The organism is Pseudoalteromonas sp. SANK 73390 (assembly GCF_054966645.1).
The window spans coordinates 48,635-70,254 of the sequence record NZ_ARPN01000110.1 but is presented as its reverse complement, the minus strand read 5'-3'; the positions used below and the strand labels follow the sequence as shown (position 1 = coordinate 70,254).

Here is a 21,620-nt window from a genome sequence, read left to right as displayed (position 1 = left end):
AAATAAAGCGCTTAATCGCGCTTTATTTGTATATCCCAACCAACCTTTCTTTGATATTGAACTTCTTGTTCAAGTTCACTTTCCATTAAAGGATGGTTAATTAACCAATCAGCTTCAAAGCTAATTGTAAGAGAATCGCTTTCATCAGATACGATTAGCACCGGTGGCACTATATCGTCTTGTCGACGCATTGATAAAATAACAGCAATACGAATAATACGACTCAGGCGCTTTGCCAGTGTTTCCTTTGCAGATAAATTATCGAACTGTTTAATATTAATATCAGTTCGATGGGATGCCGTTAAAGCCACAATAAGCTGTTTTTCAATTTTGGAGTAACCTGGCATACATGTATGACTCAAAATATAAGCACTGTGTTGATGATAAAGCTTATAATCTACGATTAAGCCAATTTCATGCACGCTTGCCACTGCACTTAAGATTTTTTTAGCAATATCTATATCTAATTGCCAATCATCACATAATTGTTTAGCCAAAGATAAACTTAACTCTGTAACATAGGAAGCTTGTTGTTTGTCAACGTGGTAACGATCCATAAAACTATCGAGCGTTCGTTTACAAATATCAGAATTATGTAATTCTGGGATCATACTATAAAGCACACCTTCCCTAAGCGCGCCACCAGCAAGTCCCATTTGACTAATTTTTAAAGATTTGAAAAGAGCAATTAAAATTGCCAGACCAGAAACAAATACCAACCGACGCTCTTCACCTAGCCCAGGCAAATCAAGCTGCTTTATACTTTGACAAGCCATTGCCTGAATTTGGATCTCTTCTAACTTTTGTAAAGTCAGCATATCGCTGTGACCGCAAGCCGCAAGGATCTCTTGAATAGCCTGCACAGTACCAGAAGCTCCAATTGCAAGCTCCCAGCCCATATCAATATAATCTTTTTGAATTGGTTTAATCACTGAATTAGCAGCAGAGATCGCCTCAGTAAAATTCTTTTCACTTAATAAGCCGTCACAAAAAAAGCGCTCTAGATATGTTACACAACCCATATTTAGGCTTTTATATAACAATGCATTAAACCCTTTACCAATCACAACCTCTGTACTTGCACCGCCAATATCTATAACTAGCTGACGCCCTAAGCATGCAGATGTATGGGCAACACCCTTATAGATTGTCTTTGCTTCTAATTCACCGCTGATAACATTGACTTTGTTTTGCAAAATTTGTTCAGCACGCGATTTAAACTCGTCTGCATTTTTAGCTAGTCGTAACGTTGCTGTGGCGACAATACTAATATTTTGTTTGGGGATATCTTGCAATCGCTCAGCAAACAGCGCCAAACATTCCCACCCCCTTTGCATCGCCTCGTCAGACAACACATTATTCCTATCCAAACCAGCTGCCAAACGCACTTTGCGCTTAACCCGTCCGATGGTATGCACACCACCGGCAACATGTCGTGCAATTAGCATATGAAAGCTATTTGAACCTAAATCAATAACCGCAAATACGTCACTGTGAGGAATTTTTTGCGTCACTACTTTAAACCTCTAGAAACAAGTACCAATGTGATCGCTCTAATGATTAATTAGAGCGTTGCTTTTGGTAACTACCTTGGCGACGTCCGTTATTACGGTTTCGTGGTCCAGATGAGTAGTTCCTTTTTCTTTGAATATTAGGCTTGTTCAAATCATCTAGCAATGCTGATTTGTCATAATGTGACAATGGAATAGAGTGCTCAATATATGATTCGATTTCATGTAAGTTATAAGCATACTGCTCACATGCAAAGCTAATAGCATGACCAGAAGCCCCCGCTCGGGCCGTACGACCGATTCTGTGTACATAATCTTCACAGTCATCAGGTAAGTCAAAGTTAAATACATGGCTTACTTCAGGGATATGTAATCCACGGGCGGCAACATCAGTTGCGACCAAAAAGTCTACTTCACCTTTGCTAAACTGCGCCAAAATACTTTGACGTTTTTTCTGATTAACATCACCCGTTAATAGCCCTACTCGATGTCCATCAGCTTTAAGCCAAGCATATACGTTTTCACAACTTTGCTTAGTATTAGCAAATACAATCGCTTTTTCAGGCCATTCTTCTTCAATCAAAGTAAGTAGCAATGGAACTTTATCATCATGTGAGGGGTGAAATAACTCCTCTTGAATTCGTTTTCCTGTTTTTACATCTGGTTCAATCTGAACATGCTCTGGGTTTGTCATATGCTCAAAAGCCAGCTCTTGCACGCGATAAGATAATGTTGCAGAAAATAATAAATTTAAGCGCTCTGATGTATCAGGCATGCGGTTAAACAAATAACGAATGTCTTTAATAAAGCCAAGATCAAACATGCGATCTGCTTCATCTAACACCACTACTTCAATTTCATTCAGGCTGTAAGCGCCTTGTTTGTAAAAGTCGATTAGCCGTCCAGTTGTGCCAATTAAAATATCTACACCATTTTCTAGTTGCGACCGTTGTTTTTCATACTCTTCGCCACCATATATTAAACCTAGTTTTAAATTACACTGTGGCGCAATAACTTGTGCATCTTTATGTATCTGAATCGCTAGCTCCCGAGTAGGGGCCATGATCAGTGCTCTTGGGTGCTTTCTGGAAACACCTTCTGTTTGTAGTAAACGGTGGCAAGTGGCTGTTAAAAAAGCCAATGTTTTACCTGTCCCCGTTTGTGCTTGGCCCGCAATATCGCGCCCTTCAACTACAAAAGGTAAACACTTTGCTTGGATTGGCGTACAATATTCAAAGCCATTCTCAGTTAAACCGGCGACCACTTCCGGTGCTAAAGCAAAGTCAGAAAATTTTTTATTGGTCAAATGTGTCTTAGTCATAGCAATAAAGCATAACGTTTAAACTTGCAATAAGAAACAAGAGTGTTTAAATACGCACTAAATAATTCGCCAAATTCTAATGGAGAGCGCAATGAGCGACAAAATTATTCAACTTACCGATGACAGCTTTGAAGCAGATGTACTTAAATCAGATAAGCCAGTATTAGTAGATTTTTGGGCCGAGTGGTGTGGTCCTTGTAAAATGATAGCTCCTATCCTAAGCGAAGTAGCTGAAGAACTAGCAGACAAAGTAACGATTGGTAAATTAAACATTGATCAAAATGCTGGTACCCCCCCTAAATTTGGTATTCGCGGTATACCGACATTGTTACTTTTTAAAGATGGTGCAGTTGCAGCAACCAAAGTTGGCGCATTGTCTAAAACTCAACTTGTTGAGTTTTTAGAAAGCAACGTTTAAGACGTTGAAAATTACATACTCGTTTATAAAAACGGGTATGTAATGTAAGAATTTCCAGTTAATTTTAGATTTTTTACATAAAATTTGTATAAAGACTGGACGCCCAGCAGCCTAGCTGCTAATTTATATCCCTACTAACCTTTAGATTTATCAAATCAACCTCTCTCGTTTATCGAGAATGACAAGTGAAATAAAGAACCCACCAATATGCATTTACGCGAACTTAAAGACAAGTCAATCAACGAACTTGTAAAACTAGCCGAGTCCATGGGACTCGAAAACGTAGCCCGTCTTAGAAAACAAGACATTATTTTTGCCATTTTAAAAGCCCACGCCAAAAGTGGTGAAAACATTTACGGCGGCGGTGTTTTAGAGATTTTACAAGATGGCTTTGGCTTTTTACGCTCTTCAGAAGCTTCTTACTTAGCAGGCCCAGATGATATTTATGTATCACCTAGCCAGATTCGACGCTTTAGCATGCGCACAGGTGATACCATCAGCGGTCTTATTCGACCACCTAAAGATGGTGAACGTTATTTTGCGCTGCTAAAAGTCAATGAGGTCAATTTCGATAAACCTGAAAACTCTCGTACTAAGATTCTGTTTGAAAACCTAACACCTATTCATGCCAATGAACGTTTTGTGATGGAACGCGGTAATGGCAGTACTGAAGATATTACTGCCCGTGTACTTGATTTAGCATCTCCTATTGGTAGAGGGCAACGTGCGCTTATCGTTGCACCGCCTAAAGCCGGTAAAACGATGTTGCTACAAAATATTGCCCAGTCAATCACTTATAACAATCCAGATGCAACACTCATGGTATTGTTAATTGACGAACGCCCTGAAGAAGTAACTGAGATGCAGCGTTTAGTGAAAGGTGAAGTTATTGCATCAACATTTGATGAGCCAGCTAATCGTCACGTACAAGTAGCTGAAATGGTAATAGAAAAAGCCAAACGCTTAGTAGAGCATAAAAAAGATGTCGTCATCTTGCTAGACTCTATTACTCGTTTAGCACGTGCTTATAACACGGTGATCCCATCGTCGGGTAAAGTACTAACAGGTGGTGTGGATGCCAATGCATTGCATAAACCTAAGCGCTTCTTCGGTGCTGCTCGTAACGTAGAAGAAGGCGGTAGCTTAACCATTATCGCCACAGCCCTTATTGATACTGGCTCTAAGATGGATGAAGTTATCTATGAAGAGTTTAAAGGTACCGGTAATATGGAACTACACCTTAATCGTAAGATTGCTGAAAAGCGTGTGTTCCCTGCTATTGACTTTAACCGCTCTGGAACGCGCCGTGAAGAGCTACTGACAAAAACGGATGAATTGCAAAAGATGTGGATCTTGCGCAAAATTGTGCATGATATGTCAGAAATCGATGCCATGGAATTTTTGATAGATAAATTATCAATGAGTAAAACTAACGATGAGTTTTTTGACTTAATGCGTCGTAAATAAGAAATGTTACTCTGATAAAAAGCCTGTTTTTACAGGCTTTTTTGTTTCACAGAATCGTTTATCCGGCGCTGAGCTCTTCTGATTCGCTGATATGATACAACTCGTCACATAAAATTAAATACAAACTCTCAGCCTGCTTGTACTGCTCACTTTTCAACAAACTCTCTAGCTGACGTGCAATATTCCCGAGTGTGACAAAGTTAAAAGTGCTGGCAGCGCCTGACAAGCGGTGACACGCTCTTTGCAAATTGTACCATTGTTGCGATTGCCAAAAGTCTATAATAGAGGTTCGTTCACTGGGTAAAGTTGCCACAAAGCTTGCAACTAAATCACTCATGTCAACTTGACTAGGCGAAGACACTGATGTGCTTGATAAATGTCGCTGCAATACCTTCAACAGCATTTTACGGTCTAAAGGTTTACCAAGATGACCTGTAAAGCCAACTTTTAAATATGACCTTATCTCATGTTCCATCACGTTAGCCGTTAATGCATATACTGGCTGATCAAAGCCTGATTGATGTAACAAATTAAGAGCTTCCACGCCATCCATTTTTGGCATTTGTATATCCATAAATACAATATCAGGATACTCTCTCAAGCACATTTCAACAGCCTCCTCACCATTTTTGGCCACCAACACCTCTAATCCAAGCTGCTCAATAACACGCTTAAACAAAGCCCTATTGTCATCATGATCCTCTGCGACTAATACGCTACCATAATCCCAGTTAGCCTCTTGTTTTTGCTCTTGGATGCTGGGCAACTCACTATGTATCGGCGAGCAAGGAATAAACACAATAAATTCACTGCCCTTATGCAATTCACTATTAACACTAATGCTGCCACCCATCATATCGGTAAGCTGTTGAGACAAGCACAACCCTAATCCTGAACCACCAAAACGACGCGTAATGCTATTATCACCTTGTTGGAAACTTTCAAACACTCGCCCTAGCTGTTCATGACTCATGCCAATACCCGTATCGAACACTTTAAAAATGAGCCCTGACGGTTGGCAGCTTACATGCACACCAATCTGGCCATGCTCAGTAAACTTCACAGCATTGCCCAACAAGTTGATTAAAATTTGCTTAACGCGCATATAATCGAGGTTTACTATTATAGAATCATCAAAGTCGCCTTTAACATTAAACTCAAGGCCCTTAACTGTACAGGCGTTGTTAAACATACCGCTGATATCATCTAGTAAACTTCGCACTGAGAATTCTGTGTATTCAAGCTCAAGTCGTTGCGCTTCAATACGACTCAAATCAAGCACATCACTCACTAAGCTTTTTAAATGCTCACCTTGGCGCTGGATAACACTTAGGGGAACTTTAAGTTCAAGGTTACTCTGGTGCTCATTGAGCATCACCTCTGCTTGACCGATGATAGAGGTTAACGGTGTTCTAATCTCATGGCTAATATTAGCTAAGAATTGATTTTTAACTTGATTTGCTTGGCGCAGTTCATCAGCAACTCTTTGCAATTCTGCAGTGCGCTCTGCAACCTTTTCACGTAATTGCACCTTGGCATTTTTTTCAGCTTGCTTAAAATAAAGGCTCACAACCGCAATAAAGAGTGATAATACAACCATAGCACTGAGCCAAATAATCTGCTCTCGCTTATCAATTTGCAACGCCTGAAAAGCCTGCTTCTGTTTTAGCTCAGTGATCTCCCGGTTCAGATCATAATCTTCAATACGATTTTGATACTCAACCATTTTTTCAAGTACATTTTTATTTAAGAACTCATATTGCTTGGTTTGATAGCGCGTAAAATTAACCCATGCAGCTTCATGCTCACCTAAACTCGCTTGGATCAAAGCCAACGTAGCTAATTCATCTTTTTCTATCGATCGCGCACCTAATTGTGTGGCTAAGCTGAGTGATTCATTAATCATTTCCCTTGCCTTCGCTAACTTTCCTTGTACAAAGAATATTTTTGCTAGCGGAAAAAGGCCTTTCATCCTGCCTGTTATGCTATTAATTTTCTCAGCATAATATAAGGCAAAATTTGCTTCCTTTTCAGCCTTATCGAATTTCCCCTGAGCAATACTTACATCTGCCAAATTCGCATATTGAATCATTAAATGGTCCATATCATTTTCAGATTCGTAATAATCAATAGCTGATTGTAAATAGTGCCTAGCTGAGTTCATTAAGCCTTTTTTAATAAATATTTCTGCCAAATAGGAATGCGCAAGAGCAATTCCATATTCATCATTTAATTCGGTAAATTGTTTTATGACTGTATCAAGCATTTCTTGTGCAATATCAAAGCGATATTGACGGATATATACCATCGATAAGTTTAAGTTAATGTCTGCTTGGTATTGTAGATCACCATGTTGCTGATAGAGCTTCTGAGCTTCACCGTAATGAGCAACTGCCAAGTCAAGCTCGTTGGTATCTACATAGACTAACCCCAAGTTATTGTGCATATTAGCCAGCTCTAAGGGATTATCACGCTCAGCGGCTATATCCAATGCTTTCGAATACAGCTCAACAGCATCAAAATAGCGACCTTGACGATAAGCACTAATCGCTAATAACTTAACAGCAAAATAGTACCCATCACTCACTATTCTTGATGCATATTCCGTTTCGATTCTCTTTAAATATACCTCTGCAGTTTTAAAATCATCACGTTTAAATGCCTCTCTGGCCAGTGACTTATGTAATTCAAAACGTAATTTCTCAGTTAAATCTGGGTGGGACAGTAACTGCTGACCTTGAATGGAAATGTCTTGCCAATTATCAATCTCTCCCAATTGGGTGATTTGTGTGGCTAACGATAACTCTTGTACAGCTTCAGCGATACCTATATGTAATATCAATAAAACATATATCATCATCCGATGAAACAACCCCTTTACCATCCTTGTGCCCACCACGTTAAACAAAAATAATGCTATGCTGAAGATACACTAACTCAAATGGTGGAACAATGCTCAACCCCCTTATCGATGCTATTTTCATGGTGGTCTCAGACCAATATGTACACAAAGTACACACCATAAGTACAACTTTAAATATCAGCAAAAATCTATCTCAATTAGACAAAGACCCTCATAAAGATTTGTTTAAAAGAAACTTTTTAATTATGAATGCGCTATATCAACTACAACAAGAATTAATTAATGAAGGGTTTTACTTAAGCGTGAGTAGTATGCATATTCAGCTCACCGAGTTGGAAAAAAATACACCACAAGCCCATGACGCATTACGATCATACTATCTAGATTGGACAAATTATGAAACAAGTGAGCAAGACGTGATCGAGTTATTGGATAGTTTTTGGCAAAAGTTCACTCGAGTAAAGCCCACAATACTTACTACCGAAGATCAAATACAATCGATTTGCCAGCAATGGCAATTAAGTTACCCTTATAAAGCGTTAGAATTGAAGAAAAGCTGGCGACAGCATGCGCTAACCCATCACCCTGATAAAACTGATGGTAATGGTGAGCGCTTCAAACAACTCAAATATGAATATGAATTACTTAAAGCGCACCTGAAAACCTTTAATTAACGCGACGTACTCTAAACTTTCTGCCTTTCAATTTACCTTCGCTGAGCTTGCGAAATGCAGGCTTTGCAGCATCACGAGCCACGGCAACATACGCAGTATTGTCCAATACATTGATTTTACCAATTTGTGCAAATGCAATGCCTTGCTCACCGGTTAAGCTTCCCACAATATCACCAGGGCGTACCTTTTGTTTTTTACCACCATCGACTTGTAAGGTGATCATGTCAGGTTTATAAGGGGGTTTATCGAGTAAATTTAATGAAGGCGCAGGAGATGGTTCAAAATCACGCTCATATACATCCCCTATCTGAGCCACTTTAAACGTTTCACTTTCTCCATAAATAGAACAAGCTAAGCCTTTCTTTCCACCACGGCCAGTTCGACCAACACGGTGAACATGGGTTTGTGCATCATGCGCTAAGTGATAGTTAATCACCATATCCATATCATCAATGTCTAGACCACGAGCTGCAACATCAGTCGCCACGAGAATAGATGCACTTTTATTGGCAAAACACACTAATGTTTGTTCTCGCTCTCGCTGCTCTAAATCTCCATGCAATGTCACAGTGTTAAAGCCTGCATCTTGTAGATCATCACACACTTTTTGTGTTTCTACTTTGGTATTACAAAACACCACACAACTTTGCGGCTTATGGTGTAAAAGCAACAAGCGTAGAGTATTAAAACGCAGCTTGTTGTTATCCAACTTGAAGAACAACTGCTTAATACTGGTATTAACTACTTGCTCTTCTACTTTAACCATTTGAGGGTCATGCATAACACGCTCAGCAATGGCTTCAATGCGCTTTTGGTAAGTTGCACTAAATAGCAACGTCTGCCTTTGTTTTGGTAAATACGAGACAATATTATCCAGCGCATCGGCAAAACCCATATCTAACATTTGATCGGCTTCATCAAGAACCAAGCTAGTTGCTTCAGTTAAATTTAGAGTGCCCTTAAATAGATGATCTTCTATGCGCCCCGGTGTACCTACAATAATGTGAGCACCATGTTCTAATGACCCTATTTGTGGTCCAATCGGCACGCCACCACATAAGGTTAAAATTTTGATATTGTGAATACCACGCGCAAGCTTACGCATTTCAGCTGCAACTTGCTCTGCCAGCTCTCGCGTTGGGCAAAGCACCAAACCTTGTATGCGAAAACGCGCTACATTTAAACGTGATAAAACACCTAAGCTAAACGCAACCGTTTTGCCTGACCCAGTTTTTGCTTGTGCTATTACATCTTTACCTGATAAAACCACTGGCAAGCTTTGTGCCTGTATAGGCGTCATGCTTTTAAACCCTAAATCAGCCAAGGTGTCTAAAAACTCAGGTACTAACGGTAGGGTATTAAATGCCGCTGTATTCATGTGTCTTTCTCAATGCATTAAATTATGCACAATTCTAGCAGAAATCTGTCTGTACGAATATCACAGCAGTTCGGTATTTAGTCCTATTTGTTTGGCTGGGCTTTGTAAAAGTGCGACAATAGCAGATTATTTCCTATACCCGCGAGCCAAAGGATCCAATGAAAAAACTGCTAACCATATTATGTGCCCTCATGCCACTTTGCGGCACAGCCCAAGTACAAGAATTTACACCTGAACAATTAAAACAAGTAAAAAATGTCAGAGAACAAGCACTAAGCAGCAACTTAAGTTGGCAACTATTAGAGTCTTTAACAACTGAGGTTGGACCCCGCTTGCCCGGCAGTGAGAATGATAAAAAAGCGGTTGAGTGGGCGCAGCAGCAATTTAAAGCGCTTGGTTTTGACAAAGTTTGGACAGAGCCTGCCACTTTTCCCCACTGGCGCAGGCATCATGAAGCGGGAAGTATTGTAACTCCAAGTAAGCAAGCATTGCGTTTAACTGCATTGGGTAATAGCGTCGGTACACCTACTCAAGGCATTACCGCTGCTGTTGTGATGTTTGACACCCTTGAAGAACTTGTCGCTGCGCCAAAAAATAGCCTTGAAGATAAAATTGCTTTTGTTAATTACCGGATGAAACGCCATATAGATGGTAATGGCTACGGTCCTGCCGTACGTGCTCGTCGTAGTGGTGCCGTGGAAGCTGCTAAAAAAGGGGCTATCGGTTACATGATGCGCTCTGTTAGTACAGGCCATCACCGTTTTGCTCATACCGGTGCAAGTGGTTATCAAGCTGGTATTAGTAAAATACCTAACACCGCAATTTCCAATCCAGATGCAGATCAATTAGAAAGGCTAATCAATGGCGGCCACGAAGTTGCGGTCAATATTAATATCCAAACTGAGGATCTTGGCGAAGGGACTAGCTACAATGTGATTGGTGAAATTACAGGGTCTCAATTTCCTGAGCAATATGTCTTGATTGGCGGTCACTTAGATTCATGGGATTTAGGCACTGGCGCTTTAGATGATGGTGCTGGCGTTGCCCTAACGATAGCTGCTGCTAAACATATTAGTGAAATCGCACAGCCAAAACGCAGTATTCGAGTGGTGTTATTCGCCGCAGAAGAGCTTGGTCTTTGGGGCGCAAAGGCTTACTTTAAACGCCATGCAGAACAATTAGATAATATCGTTGCGGCTGCCGAATCTGATTTTGGTGCTGATGTAGTCTATGCCTTTGAGTCAAATGTTGCCGCTAATGCACTGCCTGTAGTCAAAGCTATCGCTCAGCAACTTGCGCCACTAAATATTGAATACGTCAATGCTAATAACGCGCACGGCGGCCCTGATCTCATCCCACTTAACCAAGCAACCAGTGCACCTATTTTTGCATTGCATCAAAATGGCACAGATTACTTTGATTATCACCATACCGCTGATGATACTTTAGATAAGGTTGACCCTCGTAAACTCAAGCAAAATACTGCCGCTTACGCTGTCTTTGCCATAATGGCTGCAAATGCAAAAACGAAGCTCACAGGTAAAGGTAAATAAACTTAATAAACGGTCGCTTACTGGCGACCGTTTTTAAATTAACTACTCATAGCGCAGCGTTCAGCCACAAGTGAATTACATACTAACGTGACTCATTGAAACGCGCTAAATAGACCGTAAAATCTTCAGCGCTTAGTGGTCGACTGTGATAATAGCCTTGTGTAAAATCACAGTTTAATTGCTTTAGTAATCCAAGTTGCTCTACTGTTTCAACCCCTTCAGCAACAACCTTCAAGTTTAAGTTCGCTGCCATAGAAATAATCGCCTTTACCAATGCTCTGTCTTCAGCATCGCTTGGTAAGTCTTGAATAAACTCTTTATCAATTTTTAATTTTGACAGCGGAAAGCGCTTTAGATAACTCAATGATGAATAACCAGTTCCAAAGTCATCAATGGCCAGCTCCACTCCCATACCTCTTAATGAGCGCAGCTGCCTTAAGATATGATCTGAGTTATCGGCAAGTACATTCTCTGTAATTTCAAGTGTTAGACTCTTCGCTGGCAAGCCTGTATCGCGAAGCACTTGAGCCACTAACACAGCCACATCTTGGCGTTTGAACTGGGTGCTTGACACATTAACAGTCACAAAAAATGGTTTACTACTTTGTTCATACCAACTTTTCGCCTGCGCACAAGCTTGGTATAACACCCACTCACCCATCGCTAGAATAAGACCAAGCTCTTCACTGATAGGAATGAACTCCATCGGTGATACATCACCCAGTATTTCACTATGCCAGCGTAGCAATGCCTCACACCCTATTCGTTCCTCTTGCATATCTTGAATAGGCTGATAAACAACAGACAGCTCTTTGTTCGGCAGAGCTTTGTGCAACGCCCCTTCAAGTAAACTGCGTGCTTTGGCATTTTCATGCATTGCACTGGTATAAAACTGAAAGCAATTGCGACCATGCTCTTTGGCTTTATACATCGCGCTGTCCGCATTACGTAGTAACACTTTACGATCATCTCCATCGTCAGGATAAAACGTAATGCCAATACTGCCAGATACAAAAGCATCATGGCCTTCAAGTACAAACGGACTACTTAATTGATGTAAAATCTTATTGGCGATCATCTCGACATCTCGAATACTCTTAATATCCGTGAGTAATATGGCAAATTCATCACCCCCAAGGCGCGCCACCGTATCGCTACTACGCGTGCAATCTTGAATACGTTGCGCGGCTTCAATCAGTAGTAGATCGCCAATATGGTGCCCCAAAGTGTCATTGATTGCCTTAAAGCGGTCTAAGTCAATAAAACAAATGGCTAAACGCGTTTGTTGCTCTTTAGCCACCTCTAGCGCCAAATCAAACTTTTCATGGTAATGAGGGCGATTGGCTAAACCAGTCAAAGTATCAAAATTTGCCTGCTGCCACATCATTTGTTCATGATGCTTACGGGAAGTAATATCGTTAAACAAAGCAACATACATCTCAATGTCACCTTGTTGGTCAAATACCGCTGACACTTGTAACCAACTAGGAAATACATCACCGCTTTTACGACGATTCCAAATTTCCCCTTCCCAGTGCCCACGCTCATTTAATGTTTGATACAGCCGACTAAAATAAGCGTGACCATGATGCCCAGAGTTAAACATAGCAGGTGACTGCCCCATGACTTCATCACCGCTAAATCCAGTGATTTCACTAAAGGCACGATTAACCATTTGAATACGGTTGTTCTTATCTGACACCATAACCCCTTCACTGGTGGTCTCAAATACTGTTCGAGCTAAGCGCTGCTCTTTTTCTTGAGCTAAAAGCTCACTAATGTCCTGTAACACATAAATATAACCTAGTAGCTGCCTATTAATATCTAATACTGGATTTTTAGTTACACTGAAGGTGCTAATTTGATTTTGAACCTGCAACTCATATGGAATTTGATGACATGAACTTTCATTCGTACAAGGATTGTTTTTTAGCATCTTTGCGATTGATTGATTGAGCCATTGCGTTTGAGAGCCAAACCTATCCGCAACTCGCTTATTGGTAGATAAAATTGTGCCATGCTCATCTGTAAAAATTAACAAGTCATCAATACCATTAAAAATGGCTTCTAATCTTGCACCTTGTGCCTCTGAGCGCAGTTTGGCTGTACGTAAGCGTAAAAATAAAACACTCAACACCGCTATTGAGACCAACAAAATAACGATGGTCGAAGCCAATAACAGCATACGCATACTATTTATTTGCTGAATTTCTTGCGTTTGAGCCTGTACTTGCTCTTCTAAGTTATTTTGATAATACCAGAGCGAATCTTGCAACTCTCGCTGGGTGCTTATGTCATGGATCACAGATAACAACTGTGACCGCCCATTCTCATCAACAAATGGGGTTGAATATACACTGACGGTTCTTAGCGAGCCATCAGCTAATTCATGGCGAAAAATAAAATAATTGCGACCCTCAGCCAATGCTTGCGTTCGCTCTTGTGCCACTTGCTCTGCATTAAGTTGATTAATATCTTGAATACGCATGCGCGTAAGTTCATCAGGCGGATAACCATAAAACTTTGCAGCAGAATTGTTTGCCGCGATAATCTGACCCGACTGAGGGTGAATGACCATCATCACCGCACTATGTTGCACAAAAACGGGGTCATGCGAAGACAGTGCAACCACACTGCTACAATACAAAGCTAAATACAACGTGATTGTTTTTATAATTTTCAATCTAGCCACCACAAAAATTAAGGCTCGAGGCCGACTATAGAGCAAAGCATACCCTTTTAAAACATATGGCAGCTTCAAGTATTACACAACATCAAATAAAGCGCAGGTTACTGCCATTTCAAAGTCATCTTGTTATACTTATGACAAATTCAGATGTCTAGTAATCAAATGAAATATAAAGACTTGCGAGATTTTATCTCGCGCTTAGAAGCGCAAGGCGAATTAGTACGTATTTCTCAGCCTATTTCAACCAAGCTAGAAATGACCGAAATAGCCGACCGCACACTCAGAGCTGGCGGCCCGGCTCTGCTATTTGAAAACCCAGTTGGGTTTGATATTCCCGTTTTAGCCAATTTATTTGGCACGCCAAAGCGCGTCGCCATGGGGATGGGCCAAGATGATGTGAGCGCTTTACGAGAAGTTGGCAAACTACTGGCTTTTTTAAAAGAACCAGAACCCCCTAAAGGTATTCGCGAAGCCCTTGGTCAGTTACCGGCATATAAGCAAGTGCTAAATATGCCAGCCAAAGAAGTGCGCAAAGCTCCCTGTCAGCAAGTTGTACTTAGCGGTGAAGATGTCGATTTAACGAAGTTGCCCATTCAACATTGCTGGCCAGGTGATGCAGCCCCTCTGATTACTTGGGGTTTAACCGTTACCCGTGGACCTTACAAAAAACGTCAAAACTTAGGCATCTATCGCCAACAATTGTTAGGTAAAAATAAAATCATCATGCGTTGGTTATCTCACCGCGGTGGTGCGTTGGACTTTCAAGAATGGTGTAAAGAACACCCTGGTGAACCGTACCCAGTATCAGTGGCATTAGGCGCTGACCCTGCCACTATTCTCGGCGCAGTGACCCCCGTGCCTGACACCCTTAGCGAATATGCATTTGCAGGACTGTTGCGCGGTGCTAAAACTGAAGTTGTAAAGTCTCTATCCAACGATTTACAAGTACCAGCTAACGCAGAAATAGTACTTGAAGGGTATATCATGCCCGGTGAAGTAGCGCCTGAGGGACCATATGGTGACCATACTGGGTACTACAATGAAGTGGATGACTTCCCTGTTATGACAGTCACTCACCTTACCCACCGTCAAGACCCTATTTATCACAGCACCTACACAGGCCGCCCGCCTGACGAGCCTGCAATTTTAGGGGTTGCACTAAACGAAGTGTTTGTACCAATTTTACAAAAGCAGTTCCCCGAAATTGTAGATTTTTACTTACCGCCTGAAGGGTGCTCATACCGTATGGCGATAGTGACTATGAAGAAGCAATATCCAGGTCATGCAAAGCGCGTAATGATGGGTGTTTGGTCTTTCCTTAGACAATTTATGTATACCAAGTTTGTGATAGTATGTGATGATGATGTCAATGCCAGAGATTGGAATGATGTGATTTGGGCCATCACCACCAGAATGGACCCAACCCGAGACACAACGCTAATTGATAATACGCCAATAGATTATCTAGATTTCGCCTCACCCGTTTCAGGACTAGGTTCAAAAATGGGCTTAGATGCAACCAATAAATGGGCTGGAGAAACCGACCGAGAATGGGGAGAGCCCATTGTAATGGATGACACCACAAAACAACGTGTAGACGAGATTTGGGACAGCCTAGGCATTAAAGTCAAGCAATAGGATAACCTTAAAGGCTGTGATAAAGTGCCGATACTTTATACAGTGATAAAATTAACCGCCGTGCGAAAGGTAGAATATGCAATTAGTAAAAGCGCAAGTGACCGCGATTAGCCCACTTACAGAATTTGTTCACAAAGTGACACTTAAGCCTGATGAGGCTGTGACATTTGAAGCAGGCCACTATTTACAATTAGTGTTAGGTGAAAAAGATAAGCGAGCTTTTTCTATCGCCAGCAGTCCTTCTTTACACGATGAGTTAGAGTTGCACATCGGTGCCTCTGGCGCTGATTCATATGCAATGCAATCTCTTGAACATTTACGAGATGCGCATGCAAACAATACCTCAGTGACACTTGAAGTTGGTTTAGGCGTATCTCAATTACGTGTTGATAAGCAGCGCCCCATTGTATTACTTGCAGGAGGTACTGGTTTCTCTTATGTAAAATCAATGGCCGATCACCTGGCTGAAATCAATTTTGACCAACCAGTACTATTTTACTGGGGAGTGAAAGAGGCATCGGCATTGTATGCAAAGCAAGAAATGGAAGCTTGGGCTGCCAGCCGTAAAAACTTTCAGTTTATTCCTGTGATTGAAAATGCGTCAGACTCTTGGAGTGGTCATACCGGCTATGTCCATAAGGCCGTAATGAAAGACATTGTTTCACTTGAACCTTACTGTATTTATATGGCTGGTCGCTTTGACATGATTGGCATTGTACGTGACGACTTTATCAATCACGGTGCTGAGCGCGAGCACATGTATGCAGACGCGTTTGCGTTTATTAAATAAATTATCAGCTAATACTGATAGATAAATGACCGAGTAGCATGGCAAAATTTCAGTACATAGTTATTCTGCATGAGTCATTTAGCTCGCTAAAATAATCAATGCTTTAATAACATTGGTACAATCTCATCGATATAAAAAGCGCGCCAGTTGGCGCGTTTTTTATATGTTCCTAACCACTCTAATAATGTGCGATTAACGCCTGCTTGTCGCAGTCACTTAGATAAGCTATTTCTAGCGCATTACGCTGTGTCTGTTCAATATCAGCTTGGGTTAAACCCGCTTTGGGCGCTGCTACTTGATATTCATATTCTAATTCAATACCTTGTACAGCTGGGTCGTCAGTATTTATACATGCCAATATATTATGAGTTAAAAACTGCTTTAGCGGATGCGTTTCTAAGCTGCTCACCGTACTGGTTAAAATATTACTGGTTAAGCAAGATTCAATACCAATACGACTATCGCGTAAGTAATCCATAAGTTTAGGGTCTTCAATGGCTTTAACACCATGACCGATACGGGTTGCACCCAGCTCTTTGATAGCTTGCCAAATACTTTGAGCGCCACGCGCTTCACCTGCATGAATCGTTGCCCCTAAGTATGCATTGTGCACTTGTTTAAAATGCTCAATAAAAAGCTCCCCTGGATAACCTATTTCATCACCTGCAAGGTCAACAGCGACCAAATCATTCTTACATGCCAAGAGTGCATCGAGTTCATACTGACACTTTTCTACGCCATAGGTTCTGGACATTATGCCGATTAGATTTACTTTAATATGTTGGCCTTGAGTGGCTGCTTTTACGCCATCAATCACCGCTTCCGTCACGCCTTGTGGGTGTAGATTATGGCTTTGTGCCATGTAATAAGGGCTAAAACGCAGCTCGGTATAGTCAAGATTTTGAGCTTGTGCATCTGCCACATTCTCCATGGCAATACGCCGGCATGCATCATAATCACCCAGTACTTTGACACCCCAGTCTAACTTCGCCAAAAATGACATGAGATCAGGCGCATTATCTATTACTTGCACATGCTCACGCAGCCCTTCTAAATCATGTGCTGGCAGGGGTAAGTTAAATTTCTGGCCAAGCTCTAAAATTGTACTAGCACGTACATTTCCATCAAGGTGGCGGTGTAAATCAAGCAAAGGTAAGGTTTTATTGATCATAGGTCACTCGGCTGCAGATAAAATTTTTGGGATCATACGCACCCATAGATAAATATCAAGGACACATGTCCATTTTTCATACCAATCGCCTTAAAAAGGCGTCTATTTTTAGTTAAAAAAATTGCTCGATAACAAGGCAGAAATTTTGCTATTTAGTTACTCTAAATGGTAAATTTCTAACGCAGTTAGCGTGAAATTTAATTCTAAAAATTGATTAAATACTTATGTCGATTGGTATAACACTGCTTGCTATTTATGCAAGTACAAAAAAGCCAGCATTTCGCTGGCTTAAAAATAATTTACCACTGATGACGGGTCAGTTGATAGGCCCGCTTAAATTGCCCTGTTTGCTCAAAACTATGCAGTGCAGGGTCTATCCAGTAACTTTGCCAGTCTTGCTCTGGTAAACTAGCAAATATTTTTGCAGCTAATTCGAAGTCTCCTTCTGCATTCGCCATACAAGCTAAGCAAAATAACAATTCACTGTGTTCTGGCTGTTTTTTTAAACTTGTTTGAATTGCTTGCGTCAGTTTTACATCCGCTCCTTTGGCATGGGATAATACCTGAGCTAACTGCTTATATTGGCCCTTTTTAAGTAACCTGATCAGCACCTCATGCACATTGGATAACTTGCCCTGATTGACGACGCTCTGAAGATAAGCTAGCTGAGCGTGTGCTTGAACAGCTTTAGGCAATTGCGCAAAAAAACTTGTCGCTTCTTGCTTTGCTGTGTCGAAAAAGCGCTTAAAAAACCCATGCCATTGGGGCTCACTCAAATCCAGCTGCTTATGCTTACTCGATAAAGTACTCACGACTTGTGCTAACTGCTGCTCATGCAATAAACCTTCTAAGTAATTACTCACTGCCGCAGCGTTCGGCTTTTTCTGTTGCATTGGTTGAGATAGCAATGCCAAAGCTTGCTCAGATTGGTTGGCATTTAACCATAATTTAGGCACTTGTGCTTGTGCATCATCTGACATAGCTTGCAAATGTTGTAAAGCTTGCGCTTGTTCGCCAGATTGCAATGCAGCTTTAGCAAGCAACCCATGCTGGTGATCTTGCCACTGAGTCGGTGCATTCACCTTTGCAAAAGCACTTTGCACCATATGCGCATCATCATTGAGTACTCCCCAAATAGCATCAGTGAGCGCCTGCTCAGACTTAGCGTGCTTTTTATTACTAAAGTGCCCGGTCGTTGAACGATACAATCTCCAACTAAATGTTAGTACTTTAAGTATCAGCCATGAGCCAAACACGGTTATCAGCAGCATAATAACAAAGGCAACAATAGTGCCCTCTATCGTTGTATCATTAAAGGCAATGAGTACATAGCCTTTTTCATCAATCAGCAAATGCCCCGCAGCCATAGCTAAAGCAACGATGGCTATCACCATGAGTGCTTTAATCATTGTAGCCACTCCTTAACTGCCGTCGCCGATTGTAAATTAATTTGCGAACTGAACTTCAGTGGTGCTTGCTGTAGCGCTACTAAACTCGTTTGCATTGATTGCACAGCACTGTCTTGTGGATTATAAAACTGCACTAAGGTTGCTTCAGCCGATTCTAATGCGCTAAAAAAAATACTGGCTTGTTTATCCATAAGTGCGGTTTGAGCTTGTGAAAGGTGACTTCGCAGTTGCGCTCTCAACAGCTGTTGTTGCTCTGCATCTAAAAGCGGGTCTATCACAGCGACTTCTCGCGTTCTCACTTGTATGAAATCATCCACTAGAGCTTGCCAAGTTTTCTTAAAATTACTTTTAAAGTCACCCACATCGCCGGATAGCTGATTATCAATTTGCTGCTTCGGCTCTGGCAATTGCAACGTTTTCAAAGCTAAATCATCAACTTGCTGCAACATTCCATGTAGTTGCATGTAAAGCGCCTCAAAAGCAGGTTTAGGCTGCGCTTGTAAAGTGGCAATATCTGTCGCTATTGCGCTTAACAATGTTGTATTATCCGCTTCGTTTTGTACGACTTGATATAAACGTTGTAACACCGCGATGGCACCTTGGTAGTCTTGCTCTGCATTGGCTTTAAACTGCGCCATACGCTGTAAGTAGTGTACTTCGCTGTTTAATGCTGGGCTAATCTGCTGTTTTGCTTGTGATAGAGCCGCTTGCAACTGTGCATCAACCGTTTGCGTTTGTAAGGCCAGTTGTTGCTCAATATTTTTATTCACTTGCAATTGTTGTTGTTTTAAACCAATCAATTGCGCTTGAGTTTGCTTTAATTGCTCACTCAGCTGTGTATTATCAGCACGAAGCTGAGCCAATGCAGCATAAGTTTTATCGCTTATCTGTTGGCCATGAATAATCAACCCTGTTGTAGCTGCGCCGCCAACCATTGCAACCAGCAAAGCTAACACTGCTAATTTGCTGACTTTTTGTTTAAAAACTGGTTGAGTTGCTGGTGGCTCAACGTGTTGCTGTACAGGTTCAGATTGCGTGTTTTGCTCGCTCATATGGCTACCTTGCTGATGTTGGTTTGGCACTATACTGGTAAATATCGCCAGATCACCTGGCCCACTGGCAACATGAATGTGTTGCGATTCCACCCCGTAGGAGTCTTCTAAATAGCTAGCACTGCGCTGGCTTACCAAAAAGAAGAGGCGTGTTTTCAACCACATTAAATTTTCAGTATGCTGGCAATTAAATATTGCATCTATCGCTGCGTTGCTGGTTATGACTATACCGTCAATCTGTTCACTTCGCCAGTGGTCTAACCAGACATCGGAGGTGCTTTGTTGCGCAACGCGTTTGTATACAGCGCACATATTTAAAATGGCTCCACGCTGCTTCATTGTTTTGGCTAATAGTGCGCGTCCACCTTGCCCTTTTACCAACACGACTTGCTTTGTCTCTAGCTGTTGTAATTGAGCTAGCGCTAATAGCCCTTCTGAATCTTGTTGTTTTGGCGTGATAGCATGGCGAGAAAAATGTGCGTGAATAGCCAGTGCTGTTTGCTCGCCCACAGCAAATAATTGCGCATTTTGTGGTAAAGTATTTACTCGTGATGCCAACTGCCTAACCGCATCTTGTGAAATAAACACAATGATGTCAGCCTCTTGCAATGGTGCTAACTCATTGGGGCTGAGCTCACAAGGTACAATACGCAACACCGGAGTGTGTACATTGTAAATATCTTGCTGATTCAGCAACTGTGAAAGTTGCAGTCCTTTACCCTCAGGGCGAGTAATAGCAATTCGCATCATTAGGCGTTTTTATAAACTTCGGCAAGAATTTTATCTGCCCCTTGCTTGAGCAGCTCTTCAGCAAGTTCAACACCCAATTGCTCTGCCTGTTCACTTGAACCTGTCACTTGCGCTCGTAATATTTCACTACCATCTAACGCCCCAACCAAACCGCGTAAAAAGACTTGCTCACCATTCACCTGCGCAAAAGCACCAATTGGCACCTGACAACCACCTTCTAAACGGCGATTCATCGCACGCTCTGCAAGCACGCGTATACGTGTTTCGGTATGCTCAAGCGGTGAAAGTAAGCGTTTAGTTAATGCATCATCACTACGACATTCAATACCCACAGCTCCTTGTCCATTGGCGGGTAATGATTGCTCTGGCTCAATGAAACTGGCAATACGCTCTGGCATTTCTAATCTTATCAAGCCTGCGGCGGCTAGAATAATGGCATCATAGTCACCATTATCGAGCTTTGCCAAGCGTGTATTAACATTGCCGCGTAGGTCGCGAATATCTAAATCTGGGCGTAGCGCTTTAATTTGGCATTGGCGACGTAAGCTAGATGTACCCACCACAGCCCCCTGTGGCAGCGATTCAATATCTTTATAAGTATTAGACACAAATGCATCTCGTGGGTCTTCTCGTTCACAGATGGTATATAGCTCAAGCCCTTGTGGAAACTCAACCGGTACGTCTTTCATAGAGTGCACAGCAATATCCGCACGACCATCCAACATGGCTTGCTCAAGCTCTTTAACAAATAGTCCTTTACCGCCAATTTTTGCCAGCGGCGTGTCTAAAATAATATCGCCTTGTGTAGACATGGGAGCCAACTCTACATTCAGTTCTGGATGAAAATGCATCAACTGCGCTTTTACAAATTCAGCTTGCCATAATGCCAGTGCACTTTTTCTGGTTGCGATACGCAAAGTATGTTGTTGTGTCATG

Annotated in this window: 15 protein-coding genes; 6 read left to right on the top strand and 9 right to left on the bottom strand. The window is 41.6% G+C overall.

All coding sequences use genetic code 11. From position 1 onward, the window contains the following. Positions 1-11 precede the first annotated feature (11 nt). Both gppA and rhlB read right to left on the bottom strand, forming a co-directional pair. The gene (gene gppA / locus SANK73390_RS15570; RefSeq protein WP_462767059.1) at positions 12-1,514 is read right to left on the bottom strand and encodes a guanosine-5'-triphosphate,3'-diphosphate diphosphatase; all 1,503 of its coding nucleotides are present in this window, start codon (positions 1,512-1,514) and stop codon (positions 12-14) included. Between the two features lie 46 nt (positions 1,515-1,560). Further along, entirely contained in the window at positions 1,561-2,832 is a 1,272-nt protein-coding gene (gene rhlB, locus SANK73390_RS15565) for an ATP-dependent RNA helicase RhlB (protein WP_462767056.1), read from the bottom strand. Between the two features lie 91 nt (positions 2,833-2,923). On the opposite strand from rhlB, the gene trxA reads away from it, so the two are divergent. After that, entirely contained in the window at positions 2,924-3,250 is a 327-nt protein-coding gene (gene trxA, locus SANK73390_RS15560) for a thioredoxin TrxA (protein ID WP_261595078.1), read from the top strand. Between the two features lie 207 nt (positions 3,251-3,457). Continuing rightward, complete coding sequence (rho, locus tag SANK73390_RS15555) at positions 3,458-4,717, top strand: transcription termination factor Rho (protein WP_261595077.1); 1,260 nt, start codon at positions 3,458-3,460, stop codon at positions 4,715-4,717. Between the two features lie 58 nt (positions 4,718-4,775). On the opposite strand, the gene SANK73390_RS15550 is transcribed toward rho, so the two are convergent. After that, the gene (locus SANK73390_RS15550; RefSeq protein ID WP_462767052.1) at positions 4,776-7,577 is read right to left on the bottom strand and encodes an ATP-binding protein; all 2,802 of its coding nucleotides are present in this window, start codon (positions 7,575-7,577) and stop codon (positions 4,776-4,778) included. Positions 7,578-7,669: 92 nt separating this feature from the next. On the opposite strand from SANK73390_RS15550, the gene SANK73390_RS15545 reads away from it, so the two are divergent. Continuing rightward, positions 7,670-8,254 carry a DNA-J related domain-containing protein gene (locus tag SANK73390_RS15545; RefSeq protein WP_462767050.1) on the top strand — a complete coding sequence of 195 codons (585 nt, stop codon included), beginning with the start codon at positions 7,670-7,672 and terminating at the stop codon, positions 8,252-8,254. On the opposite strand, the gene dbpA is transcribed toward SANK73390_RS15545, so the two are convergent. Then, complete coding sequence (gene dbpA, locus SANK73390_RS15540) at positions 8,247-9,632, bottom strand: ATP-dependent RNA helicase DbpA (RefSeq protein ID WP_462767048.1); 1,386 nt, start codon at positions 9,630-9,632, stop codon at positions 8,247-8,249. The two genes, SANK73390_RS15545 and dbpA, sit on opposite strands and share 8 nt — an antisense overlap. 158 nt (positions 9,633-9,790) lie before the next feature. Between dbpA and SANK73390_RS15535 the strand changes: the two genes are divergently transcribed. Further along, positions 9,791-11,185: a M20/M25/M40 family metallo-hydrolase gene (locus SANK73390_RS15535; protein WP_462767045.1), complete on the top strand. Its 1,395-nt coding sequence runs from the start codon at positions 9,791-9,793 to the stop codon at positions 11,183-11,185. An 82-nt stretch (positions 11,186-11,267) separates the two neighbouring features. Here the strand turns inward: SANK73390_RS15535 and SANK73390_RS15530 are convergent, their stop codons facing one another. Further along, positions 11,268-13,868: a sensor domain-containing protein gene (locus tag SANK73390_RS15530; protein WP_462767043.1), complete on the bottom strand. Its 2,601-nt coding sequence runs from the start codon at positions 13,866-13,868 to the stop codon at positions 11,268-11,270. Between the two features lie 168 nt (positions 13,869-14,036). On the opposite strand from SANK73390_RS15530, the gene ubiD reads away from it, so the two are divergent. After that, positions 14,037-15,512, top strand: a complete 1,476-nt coding sequence (gene ubiD / locus SANK73390_RS15525; protein ID WP_462767040.1) for a 4-hydroxy-3-polyprenylbenzoate decarboxylase — start codon at positions 14,037-14,039, stop codon at positions 15,510-15,512. Positions 15,513-15,588: 76 nt separating this feature from the next. Beyond that, positions 15,589-16,302 carry an NAD(P)H-flavin reductase gene (gene fre, locus SANK73390_RS15520; protein WP_462767037.1) on the top strand — a complete coding sequence of 238 codons (714 nt, stop codon included), beginning with the start codon at positions 15,589-15,591 and terminating at the stop codon, positions 16,300-16,302. Between the two features lie 178 nt (positions 16,303-16,480). Here fre and add read toward each other — a convergent pair whose 3' ends face one another. The 4 genes from add to hemC all read right to left on the bottom strand — a co-directional run bounded on the left by add (position 16,481) and on the right by hemC (position 21,619). Beyond that, positions 16,481-17,473, bottom strand: coding sequence for an adenosine deaminase (gene add / locus SANK73390_RS15515; protein ID WP_462767034.1), 993 nt, complete (start codon positions 17,471-17,473; stop codon positions 16,481-16,483). A 299-nt stretch (positions 17,474-17,772) separates the two neighbouring features. Continuing rightward, positions 17,773-18,882: a heme biosynthesis HemY N-terminal domain-containing protein gene (locus SANK73390_RS15510; RefSeq protein WP_462767032.1), complete on the bottom strand. Its 1,110-nt coding sequence runs from the start codon at positions 18,880-18,882 to the stop codon at positions 17,773-17,775. Continuing rightward, entirely contained in the window at positions 18,879-20,684 is a 1,806-nt protein-coding gene (locus SANK73390_RS15505; RefSeq protein ID WP_462767031.1) for a uroporphyrinogen-III C-methyltransferase, read from the bottom strand. Before SANK73390_RS15505 ends, SANK73390_RS15510 begins: the two co-directional genes overlap by 4 nt. Then, positions 20,684-21,619, bottom strand: coding sequence for a hydroxymethylbilane synthase (gene hemC / locus SANK73390_RS15500; protein WP_462767030.1), 936 nt, complete (start codon positions 21,617-21,619; stop codon positions 20,684-20,686). The genes SANK73390_RS15505 and hemC overlap by 1 nt, the downstream gene beginning before the upstream one ends. Position 21,620 lies beyond the last annotated feature (1 nt).

Excerpts from the sequence above, each read along its gene's own strand:
- dbpA (WP_462767048.1), bottom strand. The coding sequence starts at position 9,632 with ATGAATACAGCGGCATTTAATACCCTACCGTTAGTACCTGAGTTTTTA.
- SANK73390_RS15510 (WP_462767032.1), bottom strand. The coding sequence starts at position 18,882 with ATGATTAAAGCACTCATGGTGATAGCCATCGTTGCTTTAGCTATGGCT.
- rhlB (WP_462767056.1), bottom strand. The coding sequence starts at position 2,832 with ATGACTAAGACACATTTGACCAATAAAAAATTTTCTGACTTTGCTTTA.
- hemC (WP_462767030.1), bottom strand. The coding sequence starts at position 21,619 with ATGACACAACAACATACTTTGCGTATCGCAACCAGAAAAAGTGCACTG.
- fre (WP_462767037.1), top strand. The coding sequence starts at position 15,589 with ATGCAATTAGTAAAAGCGCAAGTGACCGCGATTAGCCCACTTACAGAA.
- SANK73390_RS15505 (WP_462767031.1), bottom strand. The coding sequence starts at position 20,684 with ATGATGCGAATTGCTATTACTCGCCCTGAGGGTAAAGGACTGCAACTT.
- rho (WP_261595077.1), top strand. The coding sequence starts at position 3,458 with ATGCATTTACGCGAACTTAAAGACAAGTCAATCAACGAACTTGTAAAA.
- trxA (WP_261595078.1), top strand. The coding sequence starts at position 2,924 with ATGAGCGACAAAATTATTCAACTTACCGATGACAGCTTTGAAGCAGAT.
- ubiD (WP_462767040.1), top strand. The coding sequence starts at position 14,037 with ATGAAATATAAAGACTTGCGAGATTTTATCTCGCGCTTAGAAGCGCAA.
- SANK73390_RS15550 (WP_462767052.1), bottom strand. The coding sequence starts at position 7,577 with ATGATGATATATGTTTTATTGATATTACATATAGGTATCGCTGAAGCT.
- SANK73390_RS15535 (WP_462767045.1), top strand. The coding sequence starts at position 9,791 with ATGAAAAAACTGCTAACCATATTATGTGCCCTCATGCCACTTTGCGGC.
- add (WP_462767034.1), bottom strand. The coding sequence starts at position 17,473 with ATGATCAATAAAACCTTACCTTTGCTTGATTTACACCGCCACCTTGAT.
- SANK73390_RS15545 (WP_462767050.1), top strand. The coding sequence starts at position 7,670 with ATGCTCAACCCCCTTATCGATGCTATTTTCATGGTGGTCTCAGACCAA.